The organism is Simiduia litorea (genome assembly GCF_042853465.1).
In the GTDB taxonomy this organism is placed as follows: Bacteria; Pseudomonadota; Gammaproteobacteria; order Pseudomonadales; family Cellvibrionaceae; genus Simiduia; species Simiduia litorea.
In genome coordinates this window covers 92,926-109,976 of record NZ_AP031497.1, presented here as the reverse complement: position 1 = coordinate 109,976, position 17,051 = coordinate 92,926, and the positions used below count along the sequence as shown (strand labels likewise).

Annotated in this window: 21 protein-coding genes; 11 read left to right on the top strand and 10 right to left on the bottom strand. The window is 48.9% G+C overall.

Going from position 1 to position 17,051, the window contains the following annotated elements:
- Positions 1 to 60 precede the first annotated feature (60 nt).
- The 3 genes from ACGHTT_RS00540 to ACGHTT_RS00530 form a co-directional block, all read right to left on the bottom strand.
- Positions 61 to 2,466, bottom strand: a complete 2,406-nt coding sequence (locus tag ACGHTT_RS00540) for a TonB-dependent receptor (protein WP_390592853.1) — start codon at positions 2,464 to 2,466, stop codon at positions 61 to 63.
- 67 nt (positions 2,467 to 2,533) lie between these two features.
- A complete protein-coding gene (locus ACGHTT_RS00535) occupies positions 2,534 to 3,427 on the bottom strand; it encodes a bile acid:sodium symporter family protein (RefSeq protein WP_390592851.1) in 894 nt (297 codons plus the stop codon).
- A 30-nt stretch (positions 3,428 to 3,457) separates the two neighbouring features.
- The gene (locus ACGHTT_RS00530) at positions 3,458 to 4,261 is read right to left on the bottom strand and encodes a class II aldolase/adducin family protein (RefSeq protein ID WP_390592850.1); all 804 of its coding nucleotides are present in this window, start codon (positions 4,259 to 4,261) and stop codon (positions 3,458 to 3,460) included.
- A 110-nt stretch (positions 4,262 to 4,371) separates the two neighbouring features.
- Here ACGHTT_RS00530 and ACGHTT_RS00525 point away from each other — a divergent pair, with 110 nt between their 5' ends.
- The gene (locus ACGHTT_RS00525; protein WP_390592849.1) at positions 4,372 to 5,331 is read left to right on the top strand and encodes a LysR family transcriptional regulator; all 960 of its coding nucleotides are present in this window, start codon (positions 4,372 to 4,374) and stop codon (positions 5,329 to 5,331) included.
- 108 nt (positions 5,332 to 5,439) lie between these two features.
- Here the strand turns inward: ACGHTT_RS00525 and ACGHTT_RS00520 are convergent, their stop codons facing one another.
- The 3 genes from ACGHTT_RS00520 to ACGHTT_RS00510 form a co-directional block, all read right to left on the bottom strand.
- Entirely contained in the window at positions 5,440 to 5,748 is a 309-nt protein-coding gene (locus tag ACGHTT_RS00520) for a hypothetical protein (RefSeq protein ID WP_390592848.1), read from the bottom strand.
- Positions 5,749 to 5,763: 15 nt separating this feature from the next.
- On the bottom strand, positions 5,764 to 6,138 hold the full coding sequence (locus tag ACGHTT_RS00515) for a PH domain-containing protein (protein ID WP_390592847.1): 375 nt from the start codon (positions 6,136 to 6,138) through the stop codon (positions 5,764 to 5,766).
- 105 nt (positions 6,139 to 6,243) lie between these two features.
- On the bottom strand, positions 6,244 to 7,149 hold the full coding sequence (locus ACGHTT_RS00510; protein ID WP_390592846.1) for an AraC family transcriptional regulator: 906 nt from the start codon (positions 7,147 to 7,149) through the stop codon (positions 6,244 to 6,246).
- A gap of 151 nt (positions 7,150 to 7,300) precedes the next feature.
- On the opposite strand from ACGHTT_RS00510, the gene ACGHTT_RS00505 reads away from it, so the two are divergent.
- Complete coding sequence (locus ACGHTT_RS00505; RefSeq protein WP_390592845.1) at positions 7,301 to 7,840, top strand: carboxymuconolactone decarboxylase family protein; 540 nt, start codon at positions 7,301 to 7,303, stop codon at positions 7,838 to 7,840.
- A 140-nt stretch (positions 7,841 to 7,980) separates the two neighbouring features.
- Here the strand turns inward: ACGHTT_RS00505 and ACGHTT_RS00500 are convergent, their stop codons facing one another.
- Entirely contained in the window at positions 7,981 to 8,796 is an 816-nt protein-coding gene (locus ACGHTT_RS00500) for a mechanosensitive ion channel family protein (RefSeq protein ID WP_390592844.1), read from the bottom strand.
- Between the two features lie 183 nt (positions 8,797 to 8,979).
- Here ACGHTT_RS00500 and pgi point away from each other — a divergent pair, with 183 nt between their 5' ends.
- The 8 genes from pgi (at position 8,980) to ACGHTT_RS00460 (ending at position 13,838) form a co-directional block, all read left to right on the top strand.
- Positions 8,980 to 10,632 carry a glucose-6-phosphate isomerase gene (gene pgi / locus ACGHTT_RS00495; protein WP_390592843.1) on the top strand — a complete coding sequence of 551 codons (1,653 nt, stop codon included), beginning with the start codon at positions 8,980 to 8,982 and terminating at the stop codon, positions 10,630 to 10,632.
- A 71-nt stretch (positions 10,633 to 10,703) separates the two neighbouring features.
- Complete coding sequence (locus ACGHTT_RS00490) at positions 10,704 to 11,456, top strand: SDR family oxidoreductase (protein ID WP_390592842.1); 753 nt, start codon at positions 10,704 to 10,706, stop codon at positions 11,454 to 11,456.
- A gap of 135 nt (positions 11,457 to 11,591) precedes the next feature.
- Positions 11,592 to 11,969: a VOC family protein gene (locus ACGHTT_RS00485; protein WP_390592841.1), complete on the top strand. Its 378-nt coding sequence runs from the start codon at positions 11,592 to 11,594 to the stop codon at positions 11,967 to 11,969.
- Positions 11,970 to 12,180: 211 nt separating this feature from the next.
- Positions 12,181 to 12,654, top strand: coding sequence for a hypothetical protein (locus ACGHTT_RS00480; RefSeq protein ID WP_390592840.1), 474 nt, complete (start codon positions 12,181 to 12,183; stop codon positions 12,652 to 12,654).
- Between the two features lie 102 nt (positions 12,655 to 12,756).
- Positions 12,757 to 12,939, top strand: a complete 183-nt coding sequence (locus ACGHTT_RS00475) for a DUF2798 domain-containing protein (protein WP_390595098.1) — start codon at positions 12,757 to 12,759, stop codon at positions 12,937 to 12,939.
- Between the two features lie 98 nt (positions 12,940 to 13,037).
- Positions 13,038 to 13,196: a YqaE/Pmp3 family membrane protein gene (locus ACGHTT_RS00470; protein ID WP_390592839.1), complete on the top strand. Its 159-nt coding sequence runs from the start codon at positions 13,038 to 13,040 to the stop codon at positions 13,194 to 13,196.
- A gap of 25 nt (positions 13,197 to 13,221) precedes the next feature.
- Positions 13,222 to 13,443: a penicillin-binding protein gene (locus tag ACGHTT_RS00465; protein WP_390592838.1), complete on the top strand. Its 222-nt coding sequence runs from the start codon at positions 13,222 to 13,224 to the stop codon at positions 13,441 to 13,443.
- A 56-nt stretch (positions 13,444 to 13,499) separates the two neighbouring features.
- Positions 13,500 to 13,838 carry a tRNA-binding protein gene (locus tag ACGHTT_RS00460; RefSeq protein ID WP_390592837.1) on the top strand — a complete coding sequence of 113 codons (339 nt, stop codon included), beginning with the start codon at positions 13,500 to 13,502 and terminating at the stop codon, positions 13,836 to 13,838.
- A 206-nt stretch (positions 13,839 to 14,044) separates the two neighbouring features.
- On the opposite strand, the gene ACGHTT_RS00455 is transcribed toward ACGHTT_RS00460, so the two are convergent.
- Together ACGHTT_RS00455 and ACGHTT_RS00450 are read right to left on the bottom strand one after the other, a co-directional pair.
- Entirely contained in the window at positions 14,045 to 14,758 is a 714-nt protein-coding gene (locus tag ACGHTT_RS00455; RefSeq protein ID WP_390592836.1) for a ZIP family metal transporter, read from the bottom strand.
- Positions 14,759 to 14,819: 61 nt separating this feature from the next.
- On the bottom strand, positions 14,820 to 15,707 hold the full coding sequence (locus tag ACGHTT_RS00450; protein ID WP_390592835.1) for a DMT family transporter: 888 nt from the start codon (positions 15,705 to 15,707) through the stop codon (positions 14,820 to 14,822).
- Positions 15,708 to 15,742: 35 nt separating this feature from the next.
- Here ACGHTT_RS00450 and ACGHTT_RS00445 point away from each other — a divergent pair, with 35 nt between their 5' ends.
- Entirely contained in the window at positions 15,743 to 16,492 is a 750-nt protein-coding gene (locus ACGHTT_RS00445) for a tRNA-uridine aminocarboxypropyltransferase (protein ID WP_390592834.1), read from the top strand.
- A gap of 2 nt (positions 16,493 to 16,494) precedes the next feature.
- On the opposite strand, the gene ACGHTT_RS00440 is transcribed toward ACGHTT_RS00445, so the two are convergent.
- Positions 16,495 to 17,046, bottom strand: coding sequence for a DUF1415 domain-containing protein (locus ACGHTT_RS00440; RefSeq protein WP_390592832.1), 552 nt, complete (start codon positions 17,044 to 17,046; stop codon positions 16,495 to 16,497).
- Positions 17,047 to 17,051 lie beyond the last annotated feature (5 nt).

Genomic DNA, 17,051 nt, shown 5'->3' with positions numbered 1-17,051 from the left:
ACTCAAAAAAAATGCCCGGCTTACGCCGGGCCAATTAGAGAGGTGACTAAGCCTCCGGTTTTAAAAGCGTACCCTCGCCTGTAAAGCGATGCTGCGAGGGCGATCATAGAAACCGTAATAAGCCAAGCCTTGCTGCCCCGTTGCTGCGCCTACCAAGGTTGCCGATGTCGGCACTTCTGCGCCGTAGGTCAAAACCGATTCATCGGTGAGGTTTTTGCCTACCAACGCCAGTTCCCACAGATCGTTATCTGCACCTAAAGCCAATCGAGCATTTAGCTTCATGAAGCTGTCTTGCGTTAATCGCGGGTCGAGTGAGGTAGAAGCTAGATACTCATCAGAATAATTGAGATCAATTGCAGCAGTGAAATCTAATCCATTGCTAAAGCTATAGCGGTAGTTACCGCCGAGGCTCGCGGTTATTTCTGGCGTATAAGCCTGACGCTTGCCAGTAAAGCTACACATATCTAACGCGGCATTGGTTACCCTGTCCGGTTCAAATTCGGCTTGTCGAAAATAGCATTCACCATTTTCATAGTCGGTAAACTCAAAATCCAAATAGGCGAGTGCCGCCGTCAATGTTAGGCTTTCTGCAACGCGCCAGCGGCCATCTAACTCGACCCCCTGACTCACCGCGCCGGCGGCGTTACCCACATTAAAGCCTAGGCCGCCATCGAAAATACTGACCTGTAAATTGTCGTACTCGGTATAATAAATCGCTGTATTTAACTCAGCAGCGCCGTCGAGCAATGACATTTTCGCGCCGACTTCGTAACTGGTGGCCTCTTCCTCATCAAATTCAAACACCCCCACCGGACTTGCTGGTTGACCTAAGGCGCTGGTTACTGACAAAGGCAAACCTACACTCACATCACTTGATGCATTGGAGCGCACATCGAAACCGCCCGACTTAAACCCCGTTGTGTAAGTTGCGTATAACATCGTGCTGTCCGAGTAGTCGTATTGCAGCGTCACCAGAGGTGTGAAGCTCGATTCGTCTCGACTGCCACTTTCGCTGTGTGGTTCGGCCCGCAAAACATTCTCCGCTAGCGATAACAGCGATACACCCGGAATCACGTCGGGGTTTGGTGCTTGGGTTGACGTTTGCGAATAGCGATCAGCTGATTTAGTTTCGCCCGTGTAGCGGCCGCCTAAGGTCAAGCGTACATCGTCTTGAATATTCCACGTCAGCTGTGCAAATGCAGCCCATAGCTCACTATCTTGATGAAAGAAACGCTGAGAGTTGTACCCTGCCAGCGCGGAACTGATGGCCGTTAGCGCGCTCGTGGTAGGCACATTAAAATCGTCGTGAAATTTTAAATCGCTTGATTGATAGAAGCCGCCCACTATGTATTCGAGCGTTTCACCGATGGGTGATACCAAGCGCAACTCTTGACTCAATTGCTCATATTCTTCATCTAAGCCTAATGTAAACGTATTCAGACCTGAGTATTCACAATCACACAATTCATCATACTCATAACCGCTTAGGCCCGTTATGGATGTTATCTGAAAGTCATCAAGGTTGTAGTCAATAGTCACTGTCAGGTTGTGGGTATCGTTGTTGCTGACATCGCCATTGGCCTGACGCTTGAAATCTTGATTCGCATCGAGGGTATCGCCGCCTGAAAATATTGGATAGACGGTCGAAAGCCCAACCCCCGTTTCATTCGCTGTATCGCCAATAATTTCGATATTGCGGCCGGTAATATCGAACTGACTTTGCTCAGCTTTTACCGCTACGGCAAGATTATCTGTTGCCTCCCAGCGCAGCTGGGCGCGAAATAACTGCTCATCACTGGCCGGTTCCGACTCGCCCGTAGCAGTGTTGTCCATCCAGCCGTCCATCTCCCGCGTTAATATCGAGAGTCGCCCAGATACGCTGTCCGTTAAACCGCCAGCAACCACAAAACGCAAATCTTTTTCACCATGCTCAGGCTCATAAAGGGCGGTCACCGACGCTTCAAACTCATCGCTCGGTTTTGCTGTGGTTAAACTCACGGCACCTGCAATGCTATTTTTACCAAATAAAATACTTTGCGGGCCGCGCACCACTTCAACACGTTCCATATCAAACAAGGGAGCACGCGCCAATTGTGCGCGGCCACTGTAGATCCCATCAACATACATTCCCACGGATTGTTCAAACCCCTGATTAATACCCGAGCTAATTCCACGAATACTAATTGTGGTGCTAATGCCAGTTTGATTAATTGAAAAGTTCGGCACATAGGCGGATACGGCTTCTAAATTTGTAATGCCTGCGTCCGCCATTTTTTCTCCAGCCAACGCATTCACCGACAAAGGAACATCCTGCAGGCTCTGCGGGCGTTTTTGCGCCGTAACTATCACTTCTTCCAAGACTAAATCCTGGGCAGTCACCGCTGGCACCATAGCACTGGCTGAAATTGCGGCCGCCAAAAGCGCTAAAGACATGGACTTGTTTTTTTCTGCTCTACTGGTATTCATACAGACCTCGTTATTATTGTGTATTGCTTTTTGTAAAACATGTTTATTGTTCTGTGTTTAATGACAGCTAGTCGATACTGCACGGTAACTGACCCGCTCCTCCTTTTATCTTGTGCTTGTGCAACAACACAACCACAAAACCAAATAGATACATGGTCAGCGAGTACACCGCTGCCGGTACTGCCACGGCTTCTGATTTAATAAGCGATGTTGCAATCACAATGGCCATCGCCGAATTTTGGATACCAACTTCAATAATTGCAGTGGCCGTATCTGCTCGATCAAATCTATAGGCATAGGCGACGGCTGCACCAATAGCAATTGCAGCTGTATTGAGCAGTAGCACATAGGCGCCGACCTGTTTAACAAAGACGATAAATTCAGCGCCTTGGGACAGGATCAGCCCCACCGTCAGTAGCACCATAAATAGCAAGGCAAATTGGCTAAACGGTTTTTCAGCAGCGAGAGCAAAACGGGGCCAATGCCACTTAATTTGCATGCCCACTAACACGGGCAATAAGGTGTAAATCACGAGGGATTGGAGTGTATCCACAAATGGTAAAGACCAACCACTACCGCTATCAGCAAGCAACCAGAGTGCAATATTTACCCAGAGCGGAATGGTAAGCACGGTGATAATGCCGGCTACCGACGTTAAGCTAATTGAAAGTGCGACATTGGCGCGCGCCAAGTGACTAAAAAGATTAGATGTAGTGCCGCCTGGGCAGGCACTCAAGAGTACGAGGCCGAGCGCCAGTGCAGGTTGATCCTTTAAGCACAGCAGTAGCAACAAACCACATACCGGCAAAAATACCAATTGCGCAATCAGAATTACGACCATTTTTTCACGGTTTTCCCAAACCCGAAAAAAATCCTCTGGCCTTAACGTCATACCCATACCGGCCATCACCAAGGCGAGCAAGTAAGGCAACACTAATGTCACGATACTGCCCTCACCCATGCGCTAGCCCTTTTTTGCTTCGCTTTTTCATTAACGTAAAAAGCTATCGTCTAGTGCAACCATCAGCTGGTACATAGGCTGGAAATTTGCCCATTTAACTAATTCTGTGCCGTTGTACTCGCGGGTTTTAACAGCTGTTGCATGATCAATTTCAATCGCCGTGCCCGCGGCATCGGCGAGTAATTGAGAGCGACATGCACTTTCCATCGCCATAAACAGACCACAGGCAATATCCACGTTTGCGCCGATGGTGAGCAAGCCGTGATTTTGCAGTATCACGGCCGGCATTTGCCCCAGCGCCCGCGCTATCTCATCGCCCTCATTAGGATCGTCAACAACACCGTTAAAGTTACGATAGAGCGCGTGGTTCTCATAGAACATGCAGGCGTCCTGTGAGATAGGCGCCAAGGGCTTAGCTAATGCGCTGAAAGCGCGGCCATGGGGCGAGTGCGCATGGGCCACGGCATTAACATCTGGCCTAGCCGCATGTAAGCGCGAATGGATGGCGAATGCCGCGGTATTGACCAGATTGTCACCCTCAACAACTTGTCCCTGGTGATTCACTAACACAAGGTCACTGGCCGTGATCAGCGAAAAGTGTCGCGCGACCGGGTTGACCCAAAAATGATCGCTACGCTCTGGATCGCGTGCGCTGATATGACCTGCGACACCCTCGTCATAGCCCAGGTGACCAAAGATGCGAAAAGCCCCAGCCAAGCGCTGTTTAATGTGCTCGCGCTCCAGTTCCTTCGACGCAAATTCGGCCATAGGCAATGCTATCTTGCCGGCCTTACCGATAGTTGTGCGGGCGATCTCAGCTGCGATGTTAGACATGTTTAAAGGTTCCTAATAATGCTCACCCCATGCTAAGAAGCTACCCACAATGATTCAAATGAATTAAATAATTGGTAGACTATGAATATAATACATACTTAAAGCGAGGTATGACCTTGGCCAAGTTAGATGTAAACCTTATGGTGGTGTTTGAAGCCATCTATGACGAAGGCACAACGACGCGGGCGGCGGAGCGCTTACACTTGAGTCAATCGGCGGTAAGCCATGCGCTAGCGCGGTTGCGCGACCTCTATCAAGATCCTCTTTTTGTCCGTCATGGGCACAAGATGCTAGCCAGCCCTTTGACTGAGCGAGTCATTCATCAGGTCAAGAATGGTCTTCAAGCCCTCAGGCAATCGGTCGACAATGCCCACCACTTTACGCCAGCGCAGCTGCAACAAGAATTTCGCCTAGGGGTGAGAGATGCGATCGAATCCGCACTGCTCCCGGCCTTACTACCTAAACTGACTCATCTGGCACCTCAACTTACCCTGTCCTGCCATCAGCACCACCCTAGTCTCATCACCGGAGAACTACTGGTAGATGACAAACTCGATCTTTCTATTGAGGCACTGCAACCCGTTTCTGAACAGATTTTTCACACCTGCCTATTTAGGGAATCACTGTCGGTCGTTGGACGCGCCAAGCACGACCGCCTGCAACGCAACATTTCTCTGGAAAGTTATCTGGCTGAACCACAAATTTTAGTCACCTTGTTGGCGTCGGGTGGTGAGCTAGTGGACCACGCGCTAGCGCGTTCTGGTTTAAGACGCAACGTGGTGGCTCGCTGTCAAAGCTATTACAGCGCCGCACAACTTCTCTTGCAAAGTAATTACCTTACGGTAATGCCATCGGGCATGGCAAAGATGTTATCGCAAACCCTCGCGTTGGCGTTTCAACCGATCCCCTTCGACGTGCCACTGCTGGAATTACATTTGTATTGGCACCAGCGTAAAGACCTAGACCCAGCTAACCGATGGCTGCGTGGCCACATCGTCGATGCGTTAGCACAAAGTCCTTTCATTACACTGCAAAAAGATGCCAAAGCCCTCGCCCTTAAGGCACGCTAAAAGAGGCGTTATTACTGAAGAGATAACTTGTTAACCGCGACAGAGCTCGAGTATGAGTTGTAACTTTCGCTAGCGTAACCGGCGAAGCCTAACGGCCATCATCGGCCGCTAAAAAACCCAAGCAATTAAAAACCACAGCACGCCGAAGAACGCAAAAAAACCCGCCAGCATAAATTGCAGTTCGCCGAGCAAGCCATCGCCTGCGGTAATAGCAAAAAACGCGAGGGTGATAACAGTTATGAAAAAGGAAATAATTGCAGATTGCTTAACACCAACACCCGGCTCCAATTCTGTTTGCACAAAGTCACTGATCATCGGCACCATAAAAAATAGCGCTGCAGCAACAGCAAAAAGCATAATGACAATAAAAATGAGTAATTTTCTAGCTTCATTTTTATCTTTCGTATCTGATGTCATAACAATATGCGCCTATCAGGTTAACTCGCGGAATTTGTTCGGCTCTGGAATACCGTCAACTTCAAATTCAGGGTTATCGCCCGCGGTAAATACCGTTATTTTTCCAACGCCAGTTATGCGATTTAAGAAACTCTGGTAAACACGCACCGAGCGAACACTAGCGATGCCTAGCTCAATACGCTCTTTACTCATCAGCCCGCGCTCAAGCACCACTTCATTGTCGATTATTTCCAGCTTGGTGGACTTACACTTCACATACCACACCATCAGTATCAAAATACCTATGCCTACTGCACATAACAAAACGCACAAAATAAACGTAAAAGGCCTCGCCTTAAACATGGCGGGATGAGCAGAGAATTTAGTGCCCGGCGCTGGAGCGTCACTCATGATAGTTCCTTAACATATAAAGCTAAAAAGGGTCCTACAGCGCAGCACTAGCTCGCGCTGCCTGCTTGAAAGGCCACACTAAGGCAGGCCTGCGCAAAAGGCAACTTATGCAACAACAACCTCACCGCGCCGCACCTGCCCCGCCGACACGCCAAACTGCTTGCTGAACACGCGAGAGAAAGCAGCCTCCGATTGATAACCCACAGCCTCTGCAACCACCTGCACTTTCTGCCCCGCATGTAGCTGCTCCCAGGCCAGCTGCATACGCCACCAAGTCAGATATTGATTCAACGTCCAACCACTCACCGCCTTAAAGTGCTCGGCAAAGCGGGTACGCGACATACCACTCAACTGTGCAAGACTCTCCAAGCCCCAGCGATAAGCGGGGTTAGCGTGTACCGCCGCAATGGCCTTACTCAATTGCGGGTGTGCGTATAACCCTAAAAAGCCTAGCGGTTGTTCGGTCTGGCTCAGATGATCACGCAGAGCATAGGTGAACAACAGCTCCGATAACCGATCGATCACAACGCTACTGATAACCGGTGGCGCTGTGTCTGTCCGCTGGCTCTCGGCCACAATCAAACCCGTTAAAGCAGCTAGCCAGGGCGCGCGCTCATCATTTCGTATCAGTAAATAGGCTGGCAAGGCATCCAATAATTGATCGCGATACAGGTGAAACAGCCTGACCTCACCGCACAAGAGCCCCGTGCCCAAACGGCTATCGCCATAGGCGACATGGCATTGAGGCACACGGCTAGTCATTTCATCCACCCTAATTGGCTCCATGGCATGGGCAAATTCGCGTGGAAAAATCACTAAATCCCCGGCTTTTAATACGGTTTTCTCTAAGTGGCCCGGTATCGAGAGTAAGCACTCACCTAGCGTGACGATATGAAAACAGGTGGCGCCGAGGTTATGCGCCTTTAAATGCCAAGCGCCGCATACCTTGGCGTTATGGTAAATGCTGACGTTTAGCCTCAACAGGCGAATAAAATCACAAAAGGGGTGCATAATGTACGTTATAGCAAGATAACTGACTTAATAAGCATTCATAGTCCGAATTATAGGGCGTAAATTCCCTCCTGCAAGAGCGCGAATGTATAGAGAGCTGCAAATAGCCAGCCTCTAGCACGCGCAACCCCTTAAGTTACAGGAGAGCGACATGAACACATTTACCCTCTATACCCCGGAAACAGCCGAAGGCGATGCAAAAAGCACCCTGACTGGCGTCAAAGCTAAGTACGGCTTTGTGCCAAATTTATTCGGTTACATGGCTGAGGCGCCCTACACCATTGACGCCTACGCCTACCTGACCGACCTGCTCGATAAAACTGACTTAAGCGCGCCCCAACAACAAGTCGCTTTGCTCGCAGTGAGTGTCTATAACCAGTGTGATTTCTGCACCGTAGCACATCGCGCCTTTGCAAAAATGCATAAGGCTAAGGCACAAACCATAACGGCCATCACCCAAGGGGCGGCCATTGAAGACGCAAAGGATAAAGCGTTAGTCGACTTGGTGAAGGCCATCGTCGATCAACGCGGCTGGCTCAAAGATGAGCAACTTAGCGCTTTTTATGCCGCAGGTTTCAGCAAACGCAATGTGTATGACCTGATATTAATTGTCACCATTAAGACGCTAAGCAATTATGCAAATCATCTTTCTAAACCAGAGCCCAACCCTGAGCTGGTGGCTATGGTGTAGACATAACGGCAAGCGGCTTCAACAAAAAAGGCGCCGAGTTTACTTGGCGCCTTTTTTATCCAGTGCGTTTCCGGTCTAGCTTTCTACCTAGCCTATTTACTTTTCCACCGCTCTTCTCTACTTCCCTCGCTCATAGGTCTTTACAGCATTTTCACTTCGCGCTGTGGAAAGGGTATTTCAATATTGCTTTGCTTAAGCGCGGTAAAAATTGCTTTATTGACAGCAAATTTTGACAAGAATAGTTTCTCCGTGTGCACTTTATAGCGATAGCCAATACTGACACTGCTATCGCCAAAATTTTCTATGCCAACCACGGGACTTACGTCTGCTGGAATGGTGCTTACACTTTTTATCGCAGCTTCAATGACATTCAAAGCGGCGTCCATATCGGAACCGTAAGCAATGCCGACCGATGCCTCTACCAAGGTATAAGCATTAGAATTGTGCAAAATTTCGCCAATAATATGCTTATTGGGAATAGTGATGGTGATATTGTCTTCATTCACTAGTTTGGTTAAACCCAATTTCACTTGCGTCACTTGGCCGCTCACGCCACACACTGAAATGGTATCGCCAACCACAAAGGGGCGACCAATAATAATATTAAAACCCGCACCGTAGTTGGCAATTAGGCCTTGCGCAGCGAGTGAAATACCAAAGGTTAACGCACCAATTGCCGCCACAAACGGCGTCACACTGATACCCAGTTTACCCAGCGCCACAATGGCCACCATCGCAATAACGATAATCTTTACCGTGCTGCCAATAAAATGACTGAGTGTGACGTCAATATTTTTTGCCAGACATAGGCGCTGGACCATCTTGCCAATTTTACTGGCAACAAAAAGCCCGATTAGCAAAATGATAACAGCGCCGATTATCTGAAAACTGTAATTCACCAAAAACTCGGTCGCCATCTTATATATTTCTGTCACTTGCTCGAGTTCACTTTCCATAGCCGCTCCTTTACGCCTGCCTTCATCGAAAAACTGATTGTATTAAATAATCACACGCTTTGCTGTTAGCGGCGAATATCTCGGGTACTATTCGCTGCATACGCTTGATACATACCCATAAGCGCAACATGTGCTTATGTGCCAAGCAAGTCTCAGAGTTTAGCAGGCCAAAAGGGAGAGCCCATGACCCATCCAAGATACCCAAAAGCGACGGCGCCCAGCACCGCACCGAGCTGGTCGGCGCTCACCGCACACCAACAGGTCATCTCAAATCAACCCATCGCCGACTTGTTTACACGAGACCCAAATCGCGCTGAGACGTACAGCTTAAACGCTGCAGGCATCCACCTAGACTTTGCCAAGAATCGCATCGATGATGCAGGCATGACGCTGCTTTGCCAGCTCGCTAAAGAGCGCGGCTTAGCCGAGCGGATCAAGGCCATGTACCAAGGCGAAGCGATTAACAGCACCGAGAAAAGGCAGGTGCTACATGTGGCATTGCGCTCGCAGCTGGGCGACCTACCCGAGCACCTGCGCGATGTAGATGCCGTTATCGCGCAAATGACGCAATTCGTAACCGCCGTGCACACCGGACAATGGCGAGGCTTCACGGGAGAAACCATCACGGATGTGGTGAATATCGGTATAGGCGGCTCAGACCTGGGCCCAAATATGGTGACGCAGGCACTCACACCCTTCCATAAAGCCGGTATTCGCGCGCACTTTGTCTCCAATGTGGATGCATCGGACCTCTGCGAAACACTGAAGGCGTTAAATCCGGCGCGCACGTTGTTTATTGTGGCGTCGAAAACGTTCACCACCACTGAAACGCTCACCAATGCCAATTCGGCGCGGCAGTGGCTGCTAGCAACGTTAGCGGATGAAGCCGCAGTGGCTAAACATTTTGTTGCCGTGAGTGTGAACCTCGAAAAGGTAAAAGCCTTCGGCATAGATGCCAATAATATTTTTCCCATGTGGGATTGGGTAGGCGGGCGCTATTCGCTTTGGTCGGCCATTGGCTTGCCCATTGCACTCGCCTGCGGCATGGATCACTTCAATGCCTTGCGCGCCGGTGCGGCGGCGATGGACGAGCACTTTGCCAATGCAGCCTTTGAACAAAACCTGCCTGTTATCATGGCGATGCTGGGCGTTTGGTATATCAATTTCTGGGGCGCTGAATCACAGGCCATTTTAGCCTACGACCATTACCTCAATGCGTTTACCAAGTACATTCAACAGCTCGACATGGAAAGCAACGGCAAGGGCGCCTACCTACACGGCGGCTATCTCGAGCACCACACAGGCCCAGTCATTTGGGGCGAAGTGGGTACCAATGGCCAGCACTCATTTCACCAATTGCTGCACCAGGGCACCCGCTTTGTACCGGCCGACTTTATTGTCTCGCTCACCTCACACAACCCTTTGAGCGAACACCACTCGCAACTATTCGCCAACTGCCTAAGCCAGAGCCGCGCACTCATGCTCGGAAAAAGCGAAGCGCAAGCAGCGGCCGAATTCAGCGCTATGGGTTACAGCGCTGACGAGGCAAAGCAACTGGCGCACCACAAAGTGATGCCTGGCAATAGGCCCAGCAATACGCTGGTGGTAGAGAGCCTAAATCCCAAAACCCTAGGCGCACTGATTGCACTCTACGAGCATAAAGTTTTCGTGCAATCGGTTATTTGGGGCATTAACGCCTTCGACCAGTGGGGTGTCGAGTTGGGTAAACAATTATGCAGTGAAATTCATCCCGCATTAGTATCCTCGGCAGCGGCGGAGAGCTTCGATCCATCCACCAACGCACTGATGGCATTGTATAAATCGGTTAATCAATAGCTGAGATTTAACAACCGAGAAAAGATAAGACTCACGCTATTCATGATGTTGTATCACTTAAGGCTAGGCATATGTCCGCGCAAAAAGTCGCTCTCATTACAGGTGCAAGTCGAGGTATAGGCGCCGAGACTGCAATGTTATTTGCTCAACACGGCTACGCGGTGTGTATTAACTACTTGTCGAATGCCGAAGCAGCATATGCGATTAAACATCACATTGAACAAGCGGGTGGTCGATGCATCACCGTCCAAGCCGATGTGTCACTGGCCGACGATGTCGATAGACTCTTTGCGACGGTTGATTCTGAATTAGGTAGCATTTCGGCGTTAGTGAATAATGCCGCGATCTTAGCGGCACAGTGCCGCCTTGAGGATATTTCTGAACAGCGCTTTATGAATATCCTGCGAACAAATGTATTAAGTTGCTTTTTATGTTGTAAAGCAGCCGTTCAGCGAATGTCGACGCGACAAGGTGGCACTGGTGGCGCCATCGTCAACCTCTCATCTGCAGCATCTAAAAGCGGTTCTCCTAATGAATATATTGACTATGCCGCATCCAAGGGTGCTATTGATACGCTTACTCGGGGACTGGCACTGGAAGTTGCAGCCGAAGGCATTCGTGTTAACGCTGTTCGCCCCGGCCTCATTTACACGGAAATGCATGCATCAGGTGGCGAAGCGCTCAGGGTTGATCGCCTAAAGTCAAAAATACCCATGTTGAGAGGCGGGCGGCCTAAAGAAGTGGCGCAAGCCATTCTTTGGCTAGCCTCAGAACACGCCTCTTTCGTAACGGGTAGTTTTATTGACCCGACGGGTGGCCTGTAAGAAAGATTACCGCAAGTTAGTATTGTTTTATGCCAAGACCAGAGTGCGCTAGTTAACAAACCTAGCCACAATTTTCAGCAAAGAAACATCCTAAAACTATACTGTTTCCCCCTTAACAAAAAAAGGACTCGGAAAATGAGCAACCCCATAGGTTGGTTTGAAATTTACGTAAATGACCTCAAGCGCGCCAAGACCTTCTATCAAAAAGTCTTTGGTGTAGAATTAGTACAACTCAGTGACCCGACCGATTCAAATATCGACATGTGGTCCTTTGGATCGGATTTCGAGCAATACGGAGCCTCGGGTGCACTCGTTAAGATGGCTGGATTTCCGGCCGGCGGAAATAGCACCATTGTCTATTTCTCGTGTGAAGACTGTGCCATAGAAGAAGCAAAAGTTCAGCCTGCAGGCGGAAAAATTCACCAGTCGAAGATGTCTATCGGTGAATATGGCTTCTGCACGCTAGCTATCGATACCGAGGGCAATATCTTTGGCTTGCACTCACAGGCATAAAAGACAAGGCTCTAGCAGACATCCGTTCAAATGGCCTAGGACCTCCATTGGGTCTATGTGGGTCTATGTAGATCTGTATTAGTTCCAACTGGCGACCATCGTGACTACCCGTGTAATCTAGCGGTCGCCTAGTCAGGCTGTCGGGCTAGCAACCCATACTGACATGAGATATTAACAACCCTGTTTTCCTTACATAAGCCTACAAGATCTAATGAACTATCTAACGAGCCTAATCATTGCAACCTCTATTGTTCTCCTTTGTGCCTGCGGCGCAAAGGAGGAAACCCAGCCACTAACGCCATCGCCTTTAGTCGCGCTACTTGCACCCACCTTAGCTAGCGCCCTTGCAAGCGCCGACACGGCAATCAACACGGCCCTTGAAAAGTCAGATTACCCAACGCAAACGATCCAGAGCTTAACTGAGCTCAAGACAGTATTCGATCGTCTTACATCAATAAATCAACGACTTATTCATCGCGGGGTCAACTCCGATAGCGCCGTAGAACTGAGCATTAGCGCGAATGAGATTCACCAACTGCGCGGCTTGATAGAAGCCGATATCATCGCGCTGAAGCACAGTAATGCCGCTGCGGCCATTCGGCTCGGCGTGGTGAATGAATTGGCAGAGTTTTGTCAACTAACGGCACAGGATATCAGCCAGGCAATGAGCCCAGCGGAGTTCTAATCAAACAAATTTTTAGCAACAGTTATATAGTCCACGATTATTTTTTACGAGAACGCAACTTTGATACCCAAACGATTCACGCCCTATGTTTTTTCATTTTTCATGGCGCTACTGATGTCCTGCTTAATGTCTTTCGTCATCAGCTTATTTAACGTAGGTTTGGTGCATAACATCCTGTTTATTTGGTTAAAGGCTTGGGGCTTTGCATTTGTTATTGCTTTTCCAGCGGTGGTTGCCGTTTCACCGCTCGTGCGGCGTCTAGTGAGCTTGGTTATTGAGGATTAATCGAATACAAGCTTGACACTAGGAGAGGTTGCACCTAATTTGATTGCGTCTTTAGAATAGTAAACATTCAGTTTTCGATTGACGTTGAGGTAATACAGATGAATAAGCTTGTGCTCATTTTAATCGCCATTCTTTTGCCACCGCTTGCCGTATTTCTAAAACATAAGGCCGGCAAGGATTTAATCATCAATATTGTGCTGTGCCTGTTCTTTTATGTACCTGGCATATTACATGCCCTATGGCTGGTAACGCGCTAATGCTTTGCAAAAACGAGATCAAACAATGCCCGAGAAGCTACCTGAAGCCGCGCTCAAGGCGCTAAAAATTGCCTTTACGTATATGCCAAAGGCCATTGAAGTTACAAAGTACGAATACGGTGATCGCACTCAAACGGTACTCGACCACATCGAAGCCGTACGGGAAATTCTTTTTATGAATGACGTAGACCCCGAAGAAGTTTACGGCGAAATCAATCCAGATAGCACGCCCAACTCCAGCTACTGATTTTTGGTTAGCTGAAAAACACCTAAATATGCTATGAATATCAAGCGGAAGCCCCCATGAACACCATCAACTGGCAGGATTTTGAACAGGTTGAATTACGGATTGGCACAGTTATCGATGTACAGGACTTTCCTAGAGCAAAGATGCCCGCTTATATTTTGCACGTTGATTTCGGTGTAGATATAGGTATTAGAAAATCTAGCGCTCAGATAACAGATATCTATACGAAGGAAAGCTTGCTGGGCAAACAGGTGATGGCCGTCGTTAATTTTCCAGCCAAACAAATTGGTCCAATAATGTCTGAATGCCTAGTAACCGGGTTTCATCGCGAAGATGGCGCCGTGGTGTTAGCAGTGCCAGATACTGCCGTTCCTAATGGCACAAAACTCGCTTGAACTTAACCCCGCTAGAATTTAACCACAAGCCAAGCTGCTGGATTACTTTCGATTTATCTAATCGTATGCCTGTAATACAGCTCTTAGGTTAATCCTCATTCGTCATTTATCGGCCGCATTTGAATTCTAAAAATCGACTCAGGCTCATTCGATAATGCCCGAGTAAAAAACCATAGTCTCTCCAGATTAAGCTGCGCACGCTTGCGTTAGATAAGCATTTGTCCGACCACGCCAACGGTAAATCCCAATACTGCGCCAATAGGAGGCAAACGATGATTATCCAGTTTTGCTTGCGGCGCAATGTCGCTGAATACCGAGTAGAGAATGCCGCCCGCGGCAATCAACATAATAACTGCCAAAACAACCGGTTGATGAGAGAGCAAGGTATAGCCCAACCAGGCCGCTAGTGGCCCACACAACGCCATGAGCGCAAATAGCGATATTATTTTTGTTGAACTTAGACGCGAATGGTCGATAAGCTCGCGATAGGCATTAAAACCTTCAGGCAAATTTTGCAGTGCCATGAGCAATACTAATAGCGCGACGCCTTCACCACCCATCGCAATCATGGCGCCCAGCGCAATAGATTCAGGGATAAAATCCGACATCATCGCCAACATTTGACCGGCCGAGGTTTTGTGTTTATCGAGCCAACGCTCTAGCCCCATTAACAGAAGCCCACCTAACAATAAACACGTTGCTGCGGTGGAGCTGCTCACCTCGGCCATCCCCTCCGGCACCAAAATCAGAGCGACAGCGCTTAGCAGTGCGCCACCTCCAAAAGCAATAACACTGTGTCTAAATTCAGACTCCAGCCATTGCGATTGGATATGCTCAAACCGTGCTGCTATAGCGCCTATTGGCATTGCGATACCTGCCGCTAAACTCATCGCGAGTAGCGACAGCAGTGTGGCATCCATTCGCTCTCCTTTTCAATGTTAACCAAACTAAATCAGTCTAAAGATTTTTATCCATCTTGTTTTAACGATGGCTCGGTGTTTTATTTTTTGTTATCAACACAATGAATATACCGCCAAGCACCCAAATTGAGGCGACGATTAATCTCAATTCAATCGGTTCAAAAACAAACAACGCGCCCCCTATAGCCGCTAAAACCGGCACAAAAAGCTGTACGACTCCAGCCTGTATGGCCGACAAACCGGCTAAAGCGCCATACCAAATGGCATATCCAAGACCGGAAGCGAGTGCACCGGATAATAGCGCCAAGTAGATGCCTTCTACGCTTACCTGCATGTAGGAAAACGCGAACAAGGCAAGCACGAAGCAAAAAGGTAAACTGCGTACAAAGTTGCCCATAGTAGCCGCGAGGGGTGAGCGAGCTTTTTGCCCAAGCAATGTATAGAGCCCCCACCCTAAGCCCGATAAGCTCATTGCCACGAGCGCTTTCCATGCGGGCGTTTGCACATTGGGCCACATTAAGTAAACCAAGCCACTAAACGCAACTAACAAGCCAAACCATTCCATCGTGCGCAAACGCTGTCCACGCCATAGGCTCGCGATAATAAGCGTCAATTGCACGGCGCCAAAGAGTAGCAATGCACCCGTGCCTGTTTCGAGTTCAACATAAGCCCATGAAAAACACAGCGCATAAATAAACAAGCTCAAGCCACCCCACCAGGTGCCCTCACCTGCTATTGATTGCCACATGTTAACCTTTGGCTTTATGCGCGAGCGCCGCTGTAGAACAGCAAAGAGAATAAATAACGTCAGTGCGCCAGACACTAATCGAATAATAGTAAAGCCAAAGGGATCGCTATTACCCTCGCCAAGAGCCATACGGCAGAGCACCGAGTTGGCCGCAAAAAAACACAGTGCCAAGGCCGTCATTAACAAGATACGCGTGGCCATCATTTTCTCATGTGGTTTTGAGCTGGCAGCATAGCATGGCCTATGGTTACAATGCCGCCTCAAACTCATTGGTTCCATCCATGCCTTTAGCCACAACATCCGCACCAAATGCTTACCAGCGCTTGCGCGCCGAGGTGATGGCAACATCCACTCGCGACTACAAAGCCAGAGGCATTCTCGCTGTGCGCTGCGAACGCTGTCAGTTGAAAACCTCACACTGCATTTGCGCCGTCCGACCGCGGGCCGAGACTAGTGCTGAATTTGTGCTTATTTTGCATCGCGACGAATTATTTAAACCAACCAATACCGGCCGACTCATCGCTGATTGTTTCCCTGCGCAAAGCCACGCTTTTTGCTGGGACAGGCTCGCGCCGCCGGAAGCACTGTTAACACTGTTACAAGATCCTTCGCGTCAGTGTTGTATCATTTTTCCGGCCGATGAAAGCGACAGTCGCGACGTTTACAGCAAGCCGCCGGCGAGTGGTAAACTACTGACCTTCATTTTGTTAGACGGCACTTGGAAGCAAGGCCGACGCATGTTTAATCTCAGCCCTTGGCTGCAGACGATTCCAGCGCTCAAACTAGACCCCACTGAAAGAGCCCATTATTCCGGCCGGATAGCGGCATTTGACAACTATTTGTCCACCGCAGAAGCCGCGGCATTGGCACTGGCTGTCACCGGCCAAGTAAGCGCCAGCAAATTATTGTTCGATTATTTTTCCGTATTTAATTTGCAATACGCCGCGATGCGCCAAAACAGAGTCGTCAATCTAAGCCAAGAGTAGCACTATAAATACGGGAATAGCTTTCTTCGCTGTTCTACCGTTAAGTTTCGTACAGCTTTGATATTATTGTCCGGAATAGCTTCAGGGTCAGGATAATTTTCTAGCACCCGCTCTATGCTGTCCTCGCGAATTAAATGCAATATTGGATAGGGCGCGCGGTTAGTCAGGTTTTCCGCGTCCTCTGCCCGCGTACCGGCAAACTGGTAATGGGGATGAAAGGTGGCCAGTTGATAAACACCGTCATATTCATGGCGCTCTAATAACCAATCCGCTAAATCTAAAAACTGATTATAATCGACAAAGTCTTGTAAAAAATTCGGGATGATGAGCAACGTCGTCTCTAACTGTTCGGCGTGAGTTGCGTCTAAATACTCTAACTCTGCTAACAATTCAGCCAACAGTTCCTTTTCAGAGCTAGCGCTACTTTCTGTAAATCGAATGAGATTTGCCCGCTGTGGTTTACGAGCAAACGGACATAGATTTAGTCCAATAACGACATCGCTTAGCCATTGTTGTGTGGCTAGAATAACTGGGCTTTGCTGGTTTTTTTCCACGCTCG

Bases quoted from the DNA above. Each gene is read 5' to 3' on its own strand.
- ACGHTT_RS00460 (WP_390592837.1), top strand. From the start codon at position 13,500: ATGAACACCATCAACTGGCAGGATTTTGAACAGGTTGAATTACGGATT.
- ACGHTT_RS00505 (WP_390592845.1), top strand. From the start codon at position 7,301: ATGAACACATTTACCCTCTATACCCCGGAAACAGCCGAAGGCGATGCA.
- ACGHTT_RS00480 (WP_390592840.1), top strand. From the start codon at position 12,181: ATGAACTATCTAACGAGCCTAATCATTGCAACCTCTATTGTTCTCCTT.
- ACGHTT_RS00525 (WP_390592849.1), top strand. From the start codon at position 4,372: ATGACCTTGGCCAAGTTAGATGTAAACCTTATGGTGGTGTTTGAAGCC.
- ACGHTT_RS00450 (WP_390592835.1), bottom strand. From the start codon at position 15,707: ATGGCCACGCGTATCTTGTTAATGACGGCCTTGGCACTGTGTTTTTTT.
- ACGHTT_RS00540 (WP_390592853.1), bottom strand. From the start codon at position 2,466: ATGAATACCAGTAGAGCAGAAAAAAACAAGTCCATGTCTTTAGCGCTT.
- pgi (WP_390592843.1), top strand. From the start codon at position 8,980: ATGACCCATCCAAGATACCCAAAAGCGACGGCGCCCAGCACCGCACCG.
- ACGHTT_RS00485 (WP_390592841.1), top strand. From the start codon at position 11,592: ATGAGCAACCCCATAGGTTGGTTTGAAATTTACGTAAATGACCTCAAG.
- ACGHTT_RS00490 (WP_390592842.1), top strand. From the start codon at position 10,704: ATGTCCGCGCAAAAAGTCGCTCTCATTACAGGTGCAAGTCGAGGTATA.
- ACGHTT_RS00500 (WP_390592844.1), bottom strand. From the start codon at position 8,796: ATGGAAAGTGAACTCGAGCAAGTGACAGAAATATATAAGATGGCGACC.
- ACGHTT_RS00445 (WP_390592834.1), top strand. From the start codon at position 15,743: ATGGCCTATGGTTACAATGCCGCCTCAAACTCATTGGTTCCATCCATG.
- ACGHTT_RS00510 (WP_390592846.1), bottom strand. From the start codon at position 7,149: ATGCACCCCTTTTGTGATTTTATTCGCCTGTTGAGGCTAAACGTCAGC.
- ACGHTT_RS00465 (WP_390592838.1), top strand. From the start codon at position 13,222: ATGCCCGAGAAGCTACCTGAAGCCGCGCTCAAGGCGCTAAAAATTGCC.
- ACGHTT_RS00535 (WP_390592851.1), bottom strand. From the start codon at position 3,427: ATGGGTGAGGGCAGTATCGTGACATTAGTGTTGCCTTACTTGCTCGCC.
- ACGHTT_RS00530 (WP_390592850.1), bottom strand. From the start codon at position 4,261: ATGTCTAACATCGCAGCTGAGATCGCCCGCACAACTATCGGTAAGGCC.
- ACGHTT_RS00470 (WP_390592839.1), top strand. From the start codon at position 13,038: ATGAATAAGCTTGTGCTCATTTTAATCGCCATTCTTTTGCCACCGCTT.
- ACGHTT_RS00515 (WP_390592847.1), bottom strand. From the start codon at position 6,138: ATGAGTGACGCTCCAGCGCCGGGCACTAAATTCTCTGCTCATCCCGCC.
- ACGHTT_RS00475 (WP_390595098.1), top strand. From the start codon at position 12,757: ATGGCGCTACTGATGTCCTGCTTAATGTCTTTCGTCATCAGCTTATTT.
- ACGHTT_RS00455 (WP_390592836.1), bottom strand. From the start codon at position 14,758: ATGGATGCCACACTGCTGTCGCTACTCGCGATGAGTTTAGCGGCAGGT.
- ACGHTT_RS00520 (WP_390592848.1), bottom strand. From the start codon at position 5,748: ATGACATCAGATACGAAAGATAAAAATGAAGCTAGAAAATTACTCATT.